The organism is Aquaspirillum sp. LM1, assembly GCF_002002905.1.
Lineage (GTDB): Bacteria > Pseudomonadota > Gammaproteobacteria > Burkholderiales > Aquaspirillaceae > Rivihabitans.
Genome location: NZ_CP019509.1, coordinates 3799727 through 3816537 on the forward strand (window position 1 = coordinate 3799727; position 16811 = coordinate 3816537).

Consider the following 16811-nt stretch of genomic DNA (forward strand, 5'->3'; position numbering starts at 1 on the left):
TTTGTTTCCGGATGGACACCCATGACCCGACACCCCCTGCTGTACGCCCTGGCCGCCATTGTGCTGTGGGCCTCGCTGGCCACGCTGGGCGCAGCCGTTGCCAGCCTGCCGCCCTTTTTTACCGTGGGCGTCAGCCTGATGATTGGCAGCCTGTGCGCGCTGAAACACTGGCGCGAATGGCGGGTGCCACCGGCCACCCTGCTGCTGGGGGTGACGGGCCTGTTTGGCTACCATTTCTTTCTGTTTCTGGCCTTTCGCCTGGCCCCCGCCGTGGAAGCCAATCTGCTCAACTACCTGTGGCCACTGCTGATTGTGCTGCTCTCGCCCGTGCTGTTGTCCGGCTATCACCTCAGCGCCCGGCATATTCTGGGCGCACTGGCGGGCTTTGTCGGCGCGGCACTGGTGGTCACTGGCGGCCAGCTCAGCATTAACCTGACCGCCCTGCCCGGCTACGGCAGCGCCGTGCTGGCTGCGCTGCTGTGGGCCAGCTATTCCCTGCTGACCAAGCGGGTACGCCCCTTCCCCACCGCCGCCATCGGTGGCTTCTGCCTGCTGTCTGGTGTGCTGTCGTTGCTGTGTCACACCCTGATGGAAGCACCTGTCAGCCCCAGCGCCAGCCAGTGGCTCACCCTGCTGCTGCTCGGTGCCGGGCCGATGGGGCTGGCGTTCTTTTTGTGGGACAAGGCGCTGAAACTGGGCGACCCCCGCCAGATTGGCGCGCTAAGCTACCTCACGCCGCTTTTGTCCACCTTGCTGCTGGTGGCCAGCGGACGCGGCCAGCTTGGCCCAGCCACGGGTGCCGCCATTGCGCTGATTGTTGGCGGCGCGCTGGCGGGCACGCTGGATTGGCAGGCATTGCGGCGCAAGCCGGCGTAAAGCGCGGGGGTATCCAGGTAAACATGCATACCCCCTGCTCAGTGCGCCTAGTTGTGTAAACTCTATGCGTTATTCAGAGCAGGAATATGAGACATAGGAGGCTGATAGCCAGGGCCTCCGCACTCGGAATGCATAGCTAACAAGCGCCATGAGCTGAGGTTTGCACCGGCTGCGAACTTGTTGTCCACTATCAGGCTTTGCCCAATCCCAACATGAGCACTGCCGGAGTCAGCCTGATGCAAGCCCTTGAACATATTGACGATCCACGCAGCCCCAGTAACGGAACGCGTCATGACTTCCGTGAACTCCTGGTGGTGGCCATCTGCGCGATGCTGTCGGACAACGACACCTTCGAAGAAATGGTGGCGTGGGCACGTTACAAGCAGGACTGGCTGCGAGGTTTCCTCAAACTGGCGAATGGCATCCCCTCAGAAGACACCTTCATCCGCGTATTCCGCATGCTCGACCCCAGGCAGTTCGAGCAGGCATTCCGTGACTGGGCCGGCGACATTCTGCCGGCACTGAGTCACGAAACGCTGGCCATTGATGGCAAAACCTTACGCGGCTCTGGCAGCGGTGGCGAACGCGCCATCCATATGGTGAGTGCCTTTGCCACCCAGGCCGGACTGGTGCTCGGGCAGGAGAAAGTACACGACAAAAGCAATGAGATCACGGCGATCCCCATCCTGCTGGAAAGCCTATACCTCAAGGGCTTGCTGGTCAGCATCGATGCCATGGGTTGCCAGCGCGACATTGCGGCACAAATTCACCGACAGGAAGGTGATTACCTGCTGGCGGTCAAAGGTAACCAACCCTCGCTGCAAAAGGCGGTTGAGGCGGCGGTGATCGAACTGGGTGAAGCCGCCGTGCCGTGGCCGATGGTCGAGGACCGCCATGGCCGGAAAGTGGTACAGACGGCGCGGGTGATTCCGGCTGCAGGGCATATCGACACGACGGCCTGGCCAGCTTGCAAAAGTATTGGCGTGATCGATTCGTGGCGGAAGGAGGGCGACAAGCCAGCACAATGGGAGCGGCGTTATTACATCAGTTCGCGCGATCTGGATGGTGAAGCGCTGGGGCGTGCGGTACGCGCACACTGGGGCATCGAAAACCGGCTGCACTGGGTGCTGGATGTGGGATTTGGCGAGGATGCCAGTACGGTGCGCAAGGATTACGCGCCGCAGAACCTGTCGTTATTGAAAAAGATGGTGCTGAATTTGGTGCGACCGGTCCCGATGGGAAAAAACGGCAAGATGAGCTTGCGCATGAAGCGCAAGGCCACCGCATGGTCGGACGAAGAACGCGTCCGGGTACTTGGGCTCGAACCAATATGATGTCCGAGTGCGGAGGCCCTGGGCTGATAGCCCAGGCTGGCATGGGGATGGCGATAGTTGTACTCATCCAGCCAAAGCAGTAAATATTGGCCACGGTGATCCGATGAATCATAACTGTGCGCATAGGCCAATTTTCGCAAGGCAGTCTGGATAAAGCGCTCTGCCTTTTGGCCAATGGTGGAACAAGATTGAGAGCATGATATGACTATGTGCCAGAAAGATCTCACATGCAAAGAGATAGTCAAGTTGCCTGATTATCCTGCGCTCGAAAAGCTTGCCTCGGCATTGTGGCAACAGGAAAACAATTATCATGGCGCAGCAATTATGGTCGGCGCAGGTTTTAGCCGCAGCGCCGCCTCAACTGGGGATGTTAGCCGTCAATTACCCCTTTGGAATGATCTGTCTGCCATGCTTGCAGCAAAGCTAAGCACGACCAGTAGTGACCCTTTGCGTCTGGCAGAAGAATACTCTGCTTATTTTGGCAAGCCAGCGCTACATGACTTGGTAAAAAATGCTATCAACGATTTGGCATGGGTACCAGGAAAACTGCATGTATCTTTGTTGAATCTGCCATGGAAAGAGGTGCTAACAACCAATTGGGATACACTGCTTTGTCAAGTCCCGCCTGGTTATAAATGCGCTTCTTGAACAATTCAGGTTTTTTCTTCTGCCATTCTTTCAGCGCCTGAATGGGCGAAAGATGGTTGAGCGCACGCTGCGGAATCTGCTGGTTGTAAGTGTTCACATAGCGCTTAAGCGTTGTCTCCAACTCAGCCGCTGAAGCAAATCGGGTCTGGTTCACCACCTCACTGATTCGGCCATTGAAGCGCTCAACCATCCCGTTTGTCTGCGGGTGGCGCGGCGGGCACAGGCGGTGCTCAATATTCAGCGTCATGCAACGGACATCAAAGGCGTGGCGTCCGGTTGGCTCACGCTTTTTGCTGGTGAAGCGGTCGGTGAACTGACTGCCGTTGTCAGTGAGCAATTTGACGATCTTCATCGGTGCCGCGCGTTCCAGCCGGTTTAAAAAGTCCACGCTGCTTTGCTCACTTTGGTCGGCATAGATATGCATGAACACCCAGCGTGTGGCGCGGTCGATGGCTACAAACAGGTAACGTCGCTCTTTCTCGTCAGGCATCCGCGGCAAGTACTTGATATCCATGTGCAGGAAGCCAGGTTCGTAATCCTTGAAGGTTTTGACCTGTGGCTCAACCTGGCCGGCATCAGCCAGCGCCTGGGCTTGCAGTTGACGCAAATTGGCCACGCCATGGCGGCGCAGACAGCGATCCAGCCCAGAGCGAGAGACGTCTGGATTGATGAATTCGCGCACCACAGCGACCAGGTCATCCAATCCCAGTAGCGTCAGGCTTCGCAAGGCCACGGCAATCGCCTCTTGTGCCGGAGTCAGCGTGGTGCAGAGCTTGTGCGGGCGATGGGATAAATCCTCCGGGCTGTCGCGCTGTTTCCACTTGCGTGCGGTTGCCACGCTGATGTTGTAGCGTTTTGCCAACTCAAGCAACGATGCGGCTGAATTCTTGATCTCCGCTCGCGTACGAGGGGTGGTTCGAGCCTGGGCGTGGACTTCACTCATGTTGATTGCTCTGCTTTCAAGGTCTCAATTAGACCACGCATCATGTCTCTTGCCCAGAAGAGTGGCCTGCTACGAATTGGAATATGATCACACGGGATGCAACAATTACAAAAGCAGCCAAAGATAACAATATTAGTGAATTTCCTTCCAACGAGCAGGCATTGGTTTACTTTGATAAGCTGACAGCCTGGCGGCCTAACGTGGACGAGCAAGATATATTTGGATATTCCAGGCATACAGAGCAAGAAATAGCTGAATTTATTGGAAAAGCTCTGTCATACTCGATTGTTCCTGCACTTTCTACCTCAGCATTAAATGAGGAGAACTTTCAGAAGCTTTATACTTTTTATACAGAAACACACGCTACCGAAGCTATAATCGCACTGCCGTATTTTGCAGCGAATGCCGACCAGTTTGTCCAATATGTAGAGACATCCATCAAGAAAGCTTTGCGAGGAAGAGGTGAGCTTGATATTGCTTATGCCGCTCATGCAATTTTACAGTGGCGGATAATGCAAGAATCTGCCAACACAAATGAGTTAATTTCGCGACTGGTATATCAGGTAACCGCTGGCCAGACAAATGGCATGGTTACTTTACTATGGGTCATGTGTCAGTTAAAAAAACATGGAGCCCTATCCGATAGTCATATCAACTCACTTTCCGATATGCTCCCCATGCTATTTGACAACCTACATTATGCTAAACACTCAAATCTTAGTCAGGAATCTATTGGTGCGTCTCTTATAAGAGCGGGATGCATTGAATTGGCAAGAGAAATCATTAACAATGGCACCTCAGAATATAATGGGTTAATCAGCATGATGGAAGAAGCCAAAACCGATGCTCTCCCAGAGGTTCGCTTTGCCTAGAACTACGCTGATTGACTCAGAAAAATCATTTTTGCCAAAAAAACCAAATCAACATACTGTATTCCTGCCTTCGCGGGAATGACGATTTTTTCAACGTTTCCCCTCGATGAAATGCCCCACAAAAAAGCCGCCCCGGTAACCCACCTGGGCGGCTTTTCTTCTGGCGACGTCTCAGGCTCAGGCCGTCAGCCGATCCAGCGCTTCGCGGTACTTGGCGGCGGTTTTTTCCCGCACGTCCAGCGGCACGGCGGGGGCCGGCGGAGTTTTGTTCCAGCCGGAGGCTTCCAGCCAATCGCGCACAAACTGCTTGTCAAACGACGGCGGGTTGCTGCCGGCCACGTAGCTGTCTGCCGGCCAGAAGCGGCTGGAGTCCGGGGTCAGCGCTTCGTCCATCAGCGTCAGCGTACCATCGGTGTCCAGGCCAAATTCAAACTTGGTATCGCAGATAATAATGCCACGGCTGGCGGCGTATTCCGCAGCGGCCTTGTACAAGGCAATGGCGGTATCGCGTACCTGGGCGGCCAATTCCTTGCCGACAATGGCTTCGCACTGGGCAAAGCTGATGTTTTCATCGTGGTCGCCCACCGCCGCCTTGGTGGACGGGGTGAAAATCGGCTCGGGCAGCTGGCTGGCTTCTTGCAGCCCGGCGGGCAGGGTAATGCCGCACACCGTGCCGGATTGCTGGTATTCCTTCCAGCCCGAACCGGCCAGGTAGCCGCGCACAATGGCTTCCACCGCCACCGGTTTCAGCCGCTTGGCCACCACACCACGGCCTGCCACTTGCGGCAAATCCGCTGCCGACACCAGATCTTCGGCGCGCTCGCCGGTCAGGTGGTTGGGCACCACGTCCTTGAGCTTGTCGAACCAGAAATTGGAAATGGCGGTGAGAATCTTGCCTTTTTCCGGGATGGGTTCGTCCAGAATCACGTCGAACGCCGATAGGCGGTCGGTGGCGATCATCAGCATGCGCTGGTCGTCAATTTCGTACAGGTCGCGCACTTTGCCCGAATAGATTTTTTTCAGGCTGGTCAGTTGGGTGGTGGTGATGCCGGTCATGAGGGCCTCGGTACACGTTTTGGGCAAGTGCTCCGCAGCCCGTCTATATGTTCGTGCAAGGCTGCGGGAATCGGTTGCCACATGGGGTCAAGAATAAAATCAATGCCTTCCCGCCGAGCAAGTTTGGCGGCGGGAACGAAGTCGGAATCGCCTGCAATCAAGATGATCTGGTCCGCCTGCTGCTTGTATGCCAAAGCGGCAATATCCAGGCCAATTCTCATATCCACACCTTTTTGCGTGACGTGATAGGAAAAGTGTTCATCAAGCAGTTGATCGCGGGAAATTTCTCCGTGCAAGAGCTGTTTTTGGATGTCCTGCTTGAGCATCCAGCCGCCATGGTCAGCCAGTTCACCCAGGCGGAGTGCCAATTTGCGCCGTTTGCGCAGTTCGTCAAACAGAGTAAGCCGGAACAGCGCTTCTGGCGTTTTGGAAAAATCCAGGCTTTTCTGTGAAATTGGCCGATGCACACGTTTTTGCAAGGGAGGCGCATCGTAAAAAAAGATGCGATACAGATTGCGCTTGTCGCCGTGGTAGTTCAGATGCGCCAGCGCCCAGCTCATCAGTTGCTCTGCCACGGTGGCCGGTGCATCCTGGCTACCAAGCTCCACCAGCCGGCGATAGCGTTTCAAGAAAAACGATCCATCAATCAGAATGGCTGTCGGCATGGCAACCCCGCGAGCAAAAAGCCCCTGGGGTCGGCGCTGCTTGGATAAGTTAAGCAGGCGTACTGCCAAGGGCTGGATACTGTAATTGTATAAGTGCTGCTCCGGGTTTACAACGTTTCCTTCAACGCCCGCGCCTGTTCCAGCGCAGCGTCCACCTCGCTGGCCAGCACGGTGTAATGCCCCATTTTGCGCCCGGTGCGCGCCTGTTTCTTGCCGTACAAGTGCAAGTGGGCGTTGGGGGCTTCCATCAGCACGTCCCAGTTGGGTTCGCCGCCGTTGGGCTGCCACACGTCGCCCAGCAGGTTGACCATCACCACCGGCGACAGCAGCTCGGTGCGCCCCGGCAGCAGGCCGCACATGGCGCGCACTTGCTGCTGGTACTGGTCGGTCACGCAGGCGTCGAGGGTGTAGTGGCCGGAGTTGTGCGGACGCGGGGCGATTTCGTTGATCACCAGGCTGTCGTCGCCCAGCACAAAGAATTCCACCGCCAGCACGCCCACATAGTTCAACGCCTCGGCCAGCTGGCAGGCCATCTGCTGCGCTTGCGCGGCCAGCGCCGGTGCGATGCGCGCCGGCACGATGGATTCGTCGAGAATGCCGTTTTTGTGGATGTTTTCCGCTACCGGGAACACGCTGATCTGCTCGGGCGATACCCGGGTGACAATGGCCGAGACTTCCAGTTTCAGGTCGAGCAGCTTTTCCAGCACGCAGGCCTGGCCACCCAGATTGGCGTAGGCGGCGCGGGCTTCGTCGGCGCTGTTCACCCGCACCTGGCCCTTGCCATCGTAGCCCAGCCGGGCGGTTTTCAGGATGCCGGGCAGGTAGGCTGCCAGTTCAACCTGAATGTCTTCCACGCTTTCGATCACCAGATACGGTGCCGTAGGCAGGCCGGCCTTGTTCACCCAGGCTTTTTCGGCAATGCGGTCTTGGGCAATCGCCACGCAATCGCCGGATGGCGACACGCGGGTGGTTTTAGCCAGGCTGCGCATGGCGTCAGCGTTGACGTTCTCGAATTCGGTGGTGATGGCGGCGCAACTGGCTGCCAGGGTGTGCAGCGCGTCGGCGTCGTTGTAGGCGGCGCACAGATGCACGTCGGCAAATTCTGCCGCCGGTGCCTGCGCGTCGGGGTCGAGCACGGTCACCCGGTAGCCCATGCGCTTGGCGGCGGTGACGAACATGCGGCCCAGCTGGCCGCCGCCGAGAATGCCGAGCATGGCTGGCGGCAGAATCGCCTTCATCATTCCACCTCCGGCAAGGTCATTGCCAGGACGGTATCGGCTTGTTTCTGGCGGAAAGCCTTCAGCGCAGCAACCAGCGCGGGCTGCTGGTTGGCCAGCATGGCCACGGCAAACAGCGCGGCGTTGGCCGCCCCGGCTTCGCCAATGGCAAAGGTGGCCACCGGAATGCCTTTGGGCATTTGCACGATGGACAGCAGCGAGTCTTCGCCACGCAGGTATTTGGACGGCACCGGCACGCCCAGCACCGGAATGTGCGTTTTGGCGGCCAGCATGCCCGGCAGGTGCGCCGCACCGCCAGCGCCGGCGATAATCGCCTGCAGCCCGCGCGCTTCGGCGGTTTCAGCGTATTCGAACAGCAAATCCGGGGTACGGTGGGCAGAAACAACGCGGGTTTCAAAAGCAACGCCGAAGTCTTTCAGCACGCGCGCGGCGTTCTGCATGACTTCCCAGTCGCTATTGCTCCCCATCACGATGCCAACTTGAATCATCGCAAGACTCGGGCAGAAATGGACAATCAGTCATTCTACCTGATTTGTGCGGACCTGCGACTTGGGTGGTGGCGGTTGTTTGAGGCAATCATGCTACGATGCGCTCACCGCTTGGTCTTCATCTTTACGGGAGCACGACGCAATCATGAACCTTCCCCACATTGTCTATCTCCATGGCTTTCTGTCCAGCCCGGCCACCACTAAGGCACAGGCGCTGGCCGATGCGTTAACCGCCCAGGGACAGCTTGGGCTGTTTCATGCGCCGCTGCTGCCGGTGGAACCCGATGCGGCCATCCATGCGGCAGAGTCGGCGTTGATGGAGTGCATCGACGAGCCGGTGCTGCTGATTGGCAGTTCGCTGGGCGGGTTTTACGCCACCTGGCTGGCAGAAAAATGGAACGCGCCCGCCGTGGTGATCAACCCGGCAGTGCGGCCCGATCAGTCCTTGCAACATTACGCGGGCTGGCAAACCCACTATGTGACCGGCGAGCGGGTGCTAGTGCGGCCGGAATATTTTCGCCAGTTGGAACGCTATCGGGTCAGCGCGCCTGATCCGGCGCGCTTCTGGCTGCTGGCGGCGCAGGACGACGAGGTGCTGGACTGCAACGAGATGGTGGCGCACTACGCCGGATGCCGGCAGACGGTCACGCCAACCGGCGGGCATACCTTTGCCGGATTTGCCGACTATGTGGCCGAGATTCTGGCATTTGGTGCTGCCAGGGCCAGCTAAAGACGCGCTGATTGATTCAGAAAAATCGTTTTTGCCAAAAGAAAAACCCAGTAAAATCAACATTCTGGATCCCCGCCTTCGCGGGAACGACGGTTTTTTCAGCGTTTCCCTAACGCCGCCAGCGCATTACCCCATCAAAAAAAAGCCCGCCAGGTTAAACCGGCGGGCTTTTGTGTTGCAGCGGGTAAGGCGAGAAAAATCAGCCCTTGAGCACCGCAGCCATGGCGTCGGCCACGTATTCCACGTTGCGGGTGTTCAGGCCGGCCACGCACATGCGGCCGGAGCGCACCAGATACACGGCAAACTCTTCACGCAGGCGGTCCACTTGTTCCGGGGACAGGCCGGTGTAGCTGAACATGCCACGTTGCTTGACGAAGTAGCTGAAGTCGCGGCCCGGCACCTTGGCGGTCAGCACTTCAAACAGCTTCTGGCGCATGGCCTTGATGCGCTCGCGCATTTCGGCCACTTCGCCTTCCCAGGTGGCGCGCAGTTCCGGCGTGTTCATCACCGCAGCGGTCACCTGGCCGCCATGGGTGGGCGGGCTGGAGTAGTTGCGGCGCACGGTGAACTTCATCTGGCCCAGCACGCGGCTGGCTTCTTCAGCGTTCTGGCAGATGATCGACAGGCCGCCACAGCGCTCGCCGTACAGCGACAGGTTCTTGGAGAACGAGTTGCTCAGCAGGAAGCTCACGCCGGCTTCGGTCATGGCGCGAATGGCAAATGCATCTTCGTTCAGGCCATCGCCAAAGCCCTGGTAGGCGATATCCATGAACGGAATCAGTTGCTTGGCCTTGGCCACGGCGATGACTTCCAGCCATTGTGCCTGGGTCAGGTCTACACCGGTGGGGTTGTGGCAGCACGGGTGCAGCAGCACGATGCTTTGCGCCGGCAGCGACTGCAGCGTGTCGAGCATGGCGGCAAAGTTCACGCCGCCGGTGCTGGCGTCGTAGTACGGGTAGTCATGCACCTTGAAGCCAGCGCCTTCGAACATCGAGCGGTGGTTATCCCAGGTGGGGCTGCTGACCCACACTTCGCTGGCCGGGAAGTAGCGCTTGAGCAGGTCGGCACCGATCTTGATCGCACCAGAGCCACCGATGGTCTGGATGGTGGCAATACGGCCTTCGGTCACTGCCGGATGTTCGGCACCAAACAGCAGGTGTTGCACGGCCTGACGATAGTTGGCGGCACCTTCCATCGGCTGGTACGGACGGGCGGTCGGCTGGGCGGCGCGGGCCGCTTCGGCCTGACGCACCGATTCCAGCAGCGGAATCCGGCCAGCTTCGTCGTAGTAGAGGCCGATGCCCAGGTTCACCTTGGTTTCACGGGCGTCTTTGTTGAAGGTTTCGACCAGGGTCAGAATCGGGTCGCCGGCGTAGGCATCTACATGTTCAAACATGGCAAAACAGCATCCTGTAGAGGGTGTAGGCGACGACACGGGTTGCCGCCGCCGGGGCATGGAACGCATTGCCGCACCATGACAGTGCAGTGAATCGACAATGAACAGTAATCATCCCCCAAACCGGGGCAACGGGCAATTGCTTATGCGCCGTGAGCGGGGGTTTTGGCGACAATAATGCCAGATCGTCCTGCCGGGGGCGGGCGGAATGCGCCAGAGGCGCGACCGCCCGGCGAAGACGCGCAGGGCCCGCTGGTGGCTCAGCGCCGTCCGAGCACATGCACACGCATGGGCTGCAAAAACGCCCGACCTTCGGCGCTGGCCTGGCCCGATTGGGCAAACAGGGCGCTCAGGGCGTCTTCATGGGCGGCAAAGCGGGTAGCGCGTTCCTGGTTGGCTGACACCAGCTTGGCGCGAAACGCGGCAAAGTCGGCCAGCAATACCGGGTGGCGGTAGTCAAAACTGCGCTGCAACACCAGGCCGGAATGGCCCAGCACGGCGGCCTGGGCAGCGGCGCGGACGTGGGTTTCGTCGTCCACCGCGCGGCACAAGGCAAAAAACTCGCCCTCGGCCAGCGGTTCGGCCACATAAACCTGCCCATCCGGACGCAACACCCGGCAGGCTTCATCCAGCGCGGCGTGCATCAGCTCGCCGGGAATATGGTGCAGGGAGTTGAAAAACACCACGATATCGGCGCTGGCGTCGTCTGCCGGCAGCGCCTGACCCACGCCTTCAACAATTTTTTCTGCTGCTACCGGGCTGGCGGCCCAGGCGCTGGCCAGTTGTTGCGGGCTGCACTCCACACCCAGCACCTGTGCGCCATGGCGGGCCAGGTGGCGCACCAGATGGCCATTGCCGCAGCCGACATCAATCACCTGCTTGCCGGCTACCGCCAGGGTGTCGGTCAGCACGTCGGGGTTGCGGCGAATGGGTCGAGGGTCGGTCATGGCGGGCTCCTGGAGAAAGGTTAGCCAAATTATAAACTGTTGGGTGCGCAGGAGAAGCCGGGAAAAGCCAGAAATGGAACGAGGCCGCACAGGGCGGCCTCGGGGCGGAGCATGACGTAAAAACAACTCGTGAACTTCAAGTGATACACAACTGAAGAAGTACCGTACACATACAGGCAGGTACCGGGTTGGCGACGCGCTGCACAATGACGCAGCTCCGGCCGGTATTCGGTCTACGCGCCTGGAGGGCGCAGGTGAGGCGGGGAGGGCAGTTGCCCGATTGAAACCCGCCGATCAGACCACCGGCAATACACACGCGAGGCAGGCGATTTCAGCACCTGAGTCGCAGGGCAGTGATTTGCTACCACCCTGTTACCAGTAAAGCGCTGTTTGCGCCAAAACACAAGAAATTTTTACAATTTTTTTTCACCAGCCTGATTCGTGTGCTTACAGCGTGCCGTAGGAGTGCAGCCCGGTGAGGAACATATTCACCCCGACAAAGGCAAAGGCGGTGACAAACAGGCCAATAATCGCCCACCAGGCCAGCACCGCACCGCGCCAACCCTTGACCAGGCGCACATGCAACCAGGCGGCGTAATTCAGCCAGACAATCAGCGCCCAGGTTTCTTTTGGATCCCAGCTCCAGTAGCCCCCCCAGGCATCTGCCGCCCACATCGCACCCAGTACGGTGGCGATGGTGAAAAACAGAAAGCCAATGGCAATGGCCTTGTACATCACTTCTTCAATCACTTCCGGCTTGGGCAGCTTGCTGGTAAGGATGCCACGCATCGACAGCAACTGAGCCACCCCCAGCATGGCCGACAGGGCAAAGGCACCATAGCCGACAAAGTTGGCCGGCACGTGGATTTTCATCCACCACGACTGCAGCGCCGGAATCAGCGGCTGGATTTCATGCGCCTGACGGTCGAAGGTGTACCACAGGATGAAAACCACCGCCGCCGAGATCACCAGCAGCACAAACGCGCCCATTTGCCGGGTGGCGTAGCGGCCTTCGTAGTACAGATACATCAGCGCGGTGATCAGACAGAACAGCACAAATACTTCGTACAGATTGGACACCGGAATATGGCCAACGTCCGGGCCAATCAGATAGCTTTCAAACCAGCGCACGCACAGCCCGGCCAGCCCCAAGAGCGCGGCAGCCCAGGTCAGGCCGCTGCCCACCCTGGTCAAAAAGCCGGAACGACGCAGCAGGCCCAGCCAGTACACCACCGTGGCCAGAAAAAACAGGAAGCACATCCACATGATGGCCGACTGGCTGCTGAGCAGAAACTTCAGGCCAAAGCTGGTCTGGCCGCGTGCCAGGTCGCCGTCGTACAGGTTGATGCCAGCCAGGGCCAGCAGGCCAGCGGCGGGGAAGTACCATTGCCAGCTTTTCCAGAACCAGCCCAGCGCGGTCAGGCCGACCACCGAGCCGGCCAGAATCGCCTGTTCGTAGCCATCCATGGCATGACCATAACGCGAGTAGGCCACCCCGGCAGCCACCAGAATCAGCAGCGCGTAGCCCCAATCCCGCCAGTCAAGCTGACGCAGGGAAAACCCCGGTGCCTGCATCTGAACCAGTTCCATCATTCACCTCTTGCCAGTTGTTGGAGCGCGTTGCGGTGGTGGGTAAAGTCCCGGTCCAGATCGCTGGTTTTGCGGTTGGACGCCATGGCCACCCGAACCTGATCGGGTTTGATCAGCACCCAGATTCGCAGCTCACGAATATAAAACATGCAGATGATACCCAGAACCAACAGCATTGAGCCAAGATAGACAATAGTCTTACCTGGCGAGCGGGTGATCTGCAGCCCGCTGGCTTTGACCTCGTCAAAACCGTCCAGTTGCAGGAACAGCGGCGAGCCATAGTCAAACGTGGCGCTGGTGGCCACCAGGCTATCCAGCAGAAAGCGGTAATGGCGTTCGGTCATGGCCTGGCGTGGCAAACCCGCTTTGGCGCGGGCCAGTGCGTCCACTTCCACCACGGCACCCTGGACAATTTTCACATAGGTTTGCGCCACTTCCTGACGCTTGTCCTTGGGTACCCGTTCGTCCATGAATTTTTCCAGCGCGGCAAAGCCCCCCTGGCCAAAGCGGTCGAGCACCCAGCGCACGCTCTGTTCAAACGGCTCGCGCATGTCGCGGCCAATGGCCTGGCCGGCCAGCGCCTGCTCGGCTACCCGCCGCGCCACTTCGCGCTGGATGCCACTGTCCAGCAGCGCGGTGCGCAAGCGCATGAAGCTGTGGATGCTGCCCTGTTCGTCCAGCGGCAGGCGCAGGTAGGCAAAGGGCTCGGCCACTTCACTGCGTACCCCGGTCACCAGATAGGACTGGCCATCCTGCAGCATGGGGGCCATGTACGAATGGAACTCACGCGCCTGGCCCTGGCTGTCGCGCAGCTTGTAGGTGATCGACGGGCCGAGGTTTTTCAGCTGTTTGTCGTGCTTCACCTGACTGGCGTTCTGCATCACTTCCTGGAAGGTCTGATTGACCCCCATTACCGCGTTCTTGCCCAGATTCTCGATATTGAACACGCGCAGTTCGCCAAACTCCAGCTGGTAGCGCTTGCCGTTGACCAGTAAGGGCTGGCTGCCCATGGATTTGCCGTCCAGCGGCAAGGGGTCGGCTTGCGGCTGCTCCCAGTTCCACGCCTTGAAGCGCAGCGGTGAGCCACCGTCGCCAAAGCTGGCCTGATAAATCGCCACGCCATCGACAATCAGCGGGTGATTCACCTTGACCGTGGCCACAGTTTCCTTGCCGGTCTGCTTGTCGGTCACCACCAGATCGCTGGCAAACAGCTTGGGCATGCCGGTACTGTAGTAATCAACGTGGAATTTTTTCAGGGTGACGGCAAACGGCAAATCCTGCACCAGATAGCCCTTGCCGGCGTTGAGGAACACCACATCGGCGCTGCTGTTTTCCGGAATGGTGACATTGCCGCGAAACGACAGGTTGTCGGTGGACAAACGGCTTTGCGGCGGAATCTGGCTTTGCGGGATATCCCGGGTTTCCGGCACCACCTTACCCAGCAGTTCCCCCACTTTCAGCGGCAGGTTGCCATCCAGCAGGCCACCCAGGCAGATCACCACCATGGCGATGTGCGCCAGAAAATAGCCCAGCTTGTTGGCCGCGCCTTTTTTGGCGGCCACCAGCACGCCATCTTCGCGCGGCACCTGACGCACCTGAAACCCCTGCTGGCGCAGATAGGCCCCGGCCTGTTCGGCAGGCAGCGTCGCCGCGTCCAGCAGCTCGCTGTGCGACATGGCCGCCAGCGAGCTGTCGCTGGCTTTTTCCCGAAAGCCTTTCATGTCCTTGATAAAGCCCGGCGTATTGCGCCAGATGCACAGGCTGGTGGACAGCACCAGAAAAGCCAGAATGGTCAGAAACCAGGCGGAATGGTACACATCAAACAGCCCCAGCCACTCAAACGCGGTAAACCAGAACTGGCCAAATTCGACCACATAATTGGGGTAGGGCTCGTTTTGCCGCAGCACCGTGCCCACCACTGAGGCAATCGACAGCAGGGTCAGCAGGCTGATGGCAAAACGCATCGAGCTGAACAGCTCGAACAGGCTGGCAGCCAGGCTGCCCTGGCGGGAAGGCGTGCGCATAAACAATTCAGATCACAGTAAGGTTCGCCACGGCGCGGCGAAAGGGTTTGGTGCGCCATCCGGCCAGCAAGGCCCGGTGGCAAGGGGCTGGCAGTATCGCACAGCCGCTGTCTGCCGGGGGGGCAGACAGTCAAACGGCCCGCCTGCACCAGAAGTGCCTGCGGGCCGTTGACGGGAAGCTTCCCGTGTCCCCGGCTCAGCCAGCGCGGCTATGACCAGAGCGGGGGACAGAAGTTGCGTCGATCAACGCAGACCGGAAATGTATTCCGACACGGCCTTGATCTGGGCGTCGTTCATTTTCAGGGCGATGTCGCGCATCACCGTGTTGTTGGCACGTTCGCCGCTGCGGAAAGCGTTCATCTGGGCGCTGATATAGCCCGCGTGCTGGCCACCCAGACGCGGATACTGCACCGGCAGGCCGGCACCGTTGGGGCCGTGGCAGGCCATACATGCCGGAATCTTGGTGTTGGCCACGCCACCCTTGTAGATTTTCTTGCCTTCAACCAGCAGGGTCTTGTCGGCGGCATCGCGCGGCTTGATCTTTTGCTCGGAGAAATACGCCCCGACGTTTTTCATGTCTTCCGGCGACAGCGGTGCGGCCATGCCCATCATGATCGGGTTTTTACGGGTGCCGGACTTGAATTCGGTCAGTTGCTTGACGATGTAGTCGGCGTGCTGGCCGGCCAGCGACGGATTGGCGGCGGCAACGCTGTTGCCATCCGCGCCGTGACAGGCGGCGCACACTTGCTCGGCCAGGGCCTTGCCTTTAACCGGGTCGGCCTTGGCAGTCGGAGCAGCCGGCGAATTGGCAAATGCAAACCCTGCCGTCGCGAGGCCGGCCACAGCCAGCAGCTTGGTAACCTTCATGAGAACTCCTTGAGATTTTGCTCAGCGCCACCAGCATGGCCCGCCGGAACCACGAAATGACGGACTGTGCCAGCAACCCTAAAATTGCGGTCAGATGAGTAGAATTTTTAACCTTACTATTCTATACCAAAGGGATTTGCTGTTACCACTGGCCCGAGCAGGGTTTTGCGGGGAAATACGCAGTCTGTCGCCCGCAGAAATCGTGCACTGCACCACGCCGGTGCAAAAAAACCGCTGGCTTCCCGCCCGGCGCACCCGGACAATAGCCTTTATTTGCCACTCGGCCCAGTGGGCCGGCACGGATCGCGCTTATGTCGTTGTTTCAGAATGCTGCTTTTTTCACCACCGTCAACCACCTGAAAGACCTCCCGGACACCCGTGCCGAGGTGGCCTTTGTGGGGCGTTCCAACGCAGGCAAGTCCAGCGCCATCAACACCCTGGCCAACCGCACCCGGCTGGCCTATGTGTCGAAAACCCCTGGCCGCACCCAGCACATCAACTTTTTTGACCTGGGCCAGGAACGTTTTCTGGTGGACTTGCCCGGTTATGGGTTTGCCAATGTGCCCGAAGCGGTGCGCGCCCATTGGGTGGAACTGCTGGGCCGCTACCTGGGCGAACGCCAGTCGCTGATTGGCCTGTTGTTGATCATGGATGCCCGCCATCCGCTGAAAGACCTCGACCTGCGCATGCTCAACTACATTGCGCCAACCGGTCGCCCGGTGCATATCCTGCTGTCCAAGGCCGACAAGCTGTCGCGCCAGGAGCAAACCCAGACCCTGCGCAACGTCAAGGCCGAGCTGGCCCAGTGGAGCAATGTCAGCGTCCAGCTGTTCTCCAGCCTGAAAAAACAAGGCATGGACACAGTGGAAGACATCGTCAAAACCTGGTTTGACGCCGAAGACGCCCATCTGGCCGCCCTGATGGCCGCCGCCGACGCGGATGCCGACGACGACGCCGACGGCAGCACATCCGCCCCAGCGTAAATTCCGCCATCCGGCCCTGCCAATGACGGGCAAACTGGCTCCGGTTTGCCCGCAGCGCAGCATGCGCCAAGCATTGCCGCTACCGTAACCGGGCGCAATTCAGTATCATGGCGCATCGGCTTTTGCCATGTCATCCCGAAGCGCCGCGCCCCGT

At 59.2% G+C, this 16811-nt stretch carries 14 protein-coding genes and 2 pseudogenes; 5 read left to right on the forward strand and 11 right to left on the reverse strand.

Annotated features, from left to right (window positions below; genetic code table 11):
* The first annotated feature begins 21 nt into the window (after nucleotides 1-21).
* Nucleotides 22-876, forward strand: coding sequence for a DMT family transporter (locus BXU06_RS16400; RefSeq protein WP_077302115.1), 855 nt, complete (start codon nucleotides 22-24; stop codon nucleotides 874-876).
* A 236-nt stretch (nucleotides 877-1112) separates the two neighbouring features.
* Nucleotides 1113-2210 (forward strand): ISAs1 family transposase, encoded by a 1098-nt coding sequence (locus tag BXU06_RS16405; protein WP_077297751.1) that lies wholly within the window; start codon nucleotides 1113-1115, stop codon nucleotides 2208-2210.
* A 5-nt stretch (nucleotides 2211-2215) separates the two neighbouring features.
* Here BXU06_RS16405 and BXU06_RS17590 read toward each other — a convergent pair.
* Together BXU06_RS17590 and BXU06_RS16415 are read right to left on the reverse strand one after the other, a co-directional pair.
* Nucleotides 2216-2377, reverse strand: a pseudogene (locus BXU06_RS17590) (integrase core domain-containing protein); the annotation flags it as partial.
* Between the two features lie 446 nt (nucleotides 2378-2823).
* Nucleotides 2824-3801, reverse strand: a pseudogene (locus tag BXU06_RS16415) (IS481 family transposase); the annotation flags it as partial.
* Between the two features lie 83 nt (nucleotides 3802-3884).
* Here BXU06_RS16415 and BXU06_RS17600 point away from each other — a divergent pair.
* Nucleotides 3885-4673 carry a hypothetical protein gene (locus BXU06_RS17600; RefSeq protein WP_150125249.1) on the forward strand — a complete coding sequence of 263 codons (789 nt, stop codon included), beginning with the start codon at nucleotides 3885-3887 and terminating at the stop codon, nucleotides 4671-4673.
* 177 nt (nucleotides 4674-4850) lie between these two features.
* Here the strand turns inward: BXU06_RS17600 and BXU06_RS16420 are convergent, their stop codons facing one another.
* The 4 genes from BXU06_RS16420 to purE all read right to left on the reverse strand — a co-directional run bounded on the left by BXU06_RS16420 (nucleotide 4851) and on the right by purE (nucleotide 8120).
* Nucleotides 4851-5729 carry a phosphoribosylaminoimidazolesuccinocarboxamide synthase gene (locus BXU06_RS16420; RefSeq protein ID WP_077302121.1) on the reverse strand — a complete coding sequence of 293 codons (879 nt, stop codon included), beginning with the start codon at nucleotides 5727-5729 and terminating at the stop codon, nucleotides 4851-4853.
* On the reverse strand, nucleotides 5726-6394 hold the full coding sequence (locus BXU06_RS16425) for an NYN domain-containing protein (protein WP_077302124.1): 669 nt from the start codon (nucleotides 6392-6394) through the stop codon (nucleotides 5726-5728). The genes BXU06_RS16420 and BXU06_RS16425 overlap by 4 nt, the downstream gene beginning before the upstream one ends.
* Nucleotides 6395-6501: 107 nt before the next feature.
* The gene (locus tag BXU06_RS16430) at nucleotides 6502-7632 is read right to left on the reverse strand and encodes a 5-(carboxyamino)imidazole ribonucleotide synthase (RefSeq protein WP_077302127.1); all 1131 of its coding nucleotides are present in this window, start codon (nucleotides 7630-7632) and stop codon (nucleotides 6502-6504) included.
* Nucleotides 7632-8120 (reverse strand): 5-(carboxyamino)imidazole ribonucleotide mutase, encoded by a 489-nt coding sequence (purE, locus tag BXU06_RS16435; RefSeq protein ID WP_077302130.1) that lies wholly within the window; start codon nucleotides 8118-8120, stop codon nucleotides 7632-7634. Before purE ends, BXU06_RS16430 begins: the two co-directional genes overlap by 1 nt.
* Before the next feature lie 145 nt (nucleotides 8121-8265).
* On the opposite strand from purE, the gene BXU06_RS16440 reads away from it, so the two are divergent.
* Nucleotides 8266-8850 carry a YqiA/YcfP family alpha/beta fold hydrolase gene (locus tag BXU06_RS16440; RefSeq protein ID WP_077302133.1) on the forward strand — a complete coding sequence of 195 codons (585 nt, stop codon included), beginning with the start codon at nucleotides 8266-8268 and terminating at the stop codon, nucleotides 8848-8850.
* A gap of 199 nt (nucleotides 8851-9049) precedes the next feature.
* Here BXU06_RS16440 and BXU06_RS16445 read toward each other — a convergent pair whose 3' ends face one another.
* The 5 genes from BXU06_RS16445 to BXU06_RS16465 all read right to left on the reverse strand — a co-directional run bounded on the left by BXU06_RS16445 (nucleotide 9050) and on the right by BXU06_RS16465 (nucleotide 15674).
* Nucleotides 9050-10246: an amino acid aminotransferase gene (locus tag BXU06_RS16445; RefSeq protein ID WP_077302136.1), complete on the reverse strand. Its 1197-nt coding sequence runs from the start codon at nucleotides 10244-10246 to the stop codon at nucleotides 9050-9052.
* Between the two features lie 260 nt (nucleotides 10247-10506).
* Nucleotides 10507-11193 (reverse strand): bifunctional 2-polyprenyl-6-hydroxyphenol methylase/3-demethylubiquinol 3-O-methyltransferase UbiG, encoded by a 687-nt coding sequence (locus BXU06_RS16450; protein WP_077302139.1) that lies wholly within the window; start codon nucleotides 11191-11193, stop codon nucleotides 10507-10509.
* A 447-nt stretch (nucleotides 11194-11640) separates the two neighbouring features.
* The gene (gene ccsB / locus BXU06_RS16455) at nucleotides 11641-12783 is read right to left on the reverse strand and encodes a c-type cytochrome biogenesis protein CcsB (RefSeq protein WP_077302995.1); all 1143 of its coding nucleotides are present in this window, start codon (nucleotides 12781-12783) and stop codon (nucleotides 11641-11643) included.
* A complete protein-coding gene (locus tag BXU06_RS16460) occupies nucleotides 12783-14807 on the reverse strand; it encodes a cytochrome c biogenesis protein ResB (RefSeq protein WP_077302142.1) in 2025 nt (674 codons plus the stop codon). Before BXU06_RS16460 ends, ccsB begins: the two co-directional genes overlap by 1 nt.
* A gap of 243 nt (nucleotides 14808-15050) precedes the next feature.
* Nucleotides 15051-15674, reverse strand: a complete 624-nt coding sequence (locus tag BXU06_RS16465; RefSeq protein WP_077302145.1) for a cytochrome c — start codon at nucleotides 15672-15674, stop codon at nucleotides 15051-15053.
* A gap of 311 nt (nucleotides 15675-15985) precedes the next feature.
* On the opposite strand from BXU06_RS16465, the gene yihA reads away from it, so the two are divergent.
* Nucleotides 15986-16657 carry a ribosome biogenesis GTP-binding protein YihA/YsxC gene (gene yihA / locus BXU06_RS16470; RefSeq protein WP_077302149.1) on the forward strand — a complete coding sequence of 224 codons (672 nt, stop codon included), beginning with the start codon at nucleotides 15986-15988 and terminating at the stop codon, nucleotides 16655-16657.
* Nucleotides 16658-16811 lie beyond the last annotated feature (154 nt).

What these genes read in the sequence shown, in the direction of transcription:
- BXU06_RS16400 (WP_077302115.1), top strand. Translation starts at nt 22, where the DNA reads ATGACCCGACACCCCCTGCTGTACGCCCTGGCCGCCATTGTGCTGTGG.
- BXU06_RS16465 (WP_077302145.1), bottom strand. Translation starts at nt 15,674, where the DNA reads ATGAAGGTTACCAAGCTGCTGGCTGTGGCCGGCCTCGCGACGGCAGGG.
- BXU06_RS16460 (WP_077302142.1), bottom strand. Translation starts at nt 14,807, where the DNA reads ATGCGCACGCCTTCCCGCCAGGGCAGCCTGGCTGCCAGCCTGTTCGAG.
- BXU06_RS16420 (WP_077302121.1), bottom strand. Translation starts at nt 5,729, where the DNA reads ATGACCGGCATCACCACCACCCAACTGACCAGCCTGAAAAAAATCTAT.
- BXU06_RS16450 (WP_077302139.1), bottom strand. Translation starts at nt 11,193, where the DNA reads ATGACCGACCCTCGACCCATTCGCCGCAACCCCGACGTGCTGACCGAC.
- BXU06_RS16430 (WP_077302127.1), bottom strand. Translation starts at nt 7,632, where the DNA reads ATGAAGGCGATTCTGCCGCCAGCCATGCTCGGCATTCTCGGCGGCGGC.
- BXU06_RS17600 (WP_150125249.1), top strand. Translation starts at nt 3,885, where the DNA reads ATGATCACACGGGATGCAACAATTACAAAAGCAGCCAAAGATAACAAT.
- BXU06_RS16440 (WP_077302133.1), top strand. Translation starts at nt 8,266, where the DNA reads ATGAACCTTCCCCACATTGTCTATCTCCATGGCTTTCTGTCCAGCCCG.
- BXU06_RS16405 (WP_077297751.1), top strand. Translation starts at nt 1,113, where the DNA reads ATGCAAGCCCTTGAACATATTGACGATCCACGCAGCCCCAGTAACGGA.
- purE (WP_077302130.1), bottom strand. Translation starts at nt 8,120, where the DNA reads ATGATTCAAGTTGGCATCGTGATGGGGAGCAATAGCGACTGGGAAGTC.
- BXU06_RS16425 (WP_077302124.1), bottom strand. Translation starts at nt 6,394, where the DNA reads ATGCCGACAGCCATTCTGATTGATGGATCGTTTTTCTTGAAACGCTAT.
- yihA (WP_077302149.1), top strand. Translation starts at nt 15,986, where the DNA reads ATGTCGTTGTTTCAGAATGCTGCTTTTTTCACCACCGTCAACCACCTG.
- BXU06_RS16445 (WP_077302136.1), bottom strand. Translation starts at nt 10,246, where the DNA reads ATGTTTGAACATGTAGATGCCTACGCCGGCGACCCGATTCTGACCCTG.
- ccsB (WP_077302995.1), bottom strand. Translation starts at nt 12,783, where the DNA reads ATGGAACTGGTTCAGATGCAGGCACCGGGGTTTTCCCTGCGTCAGCTT.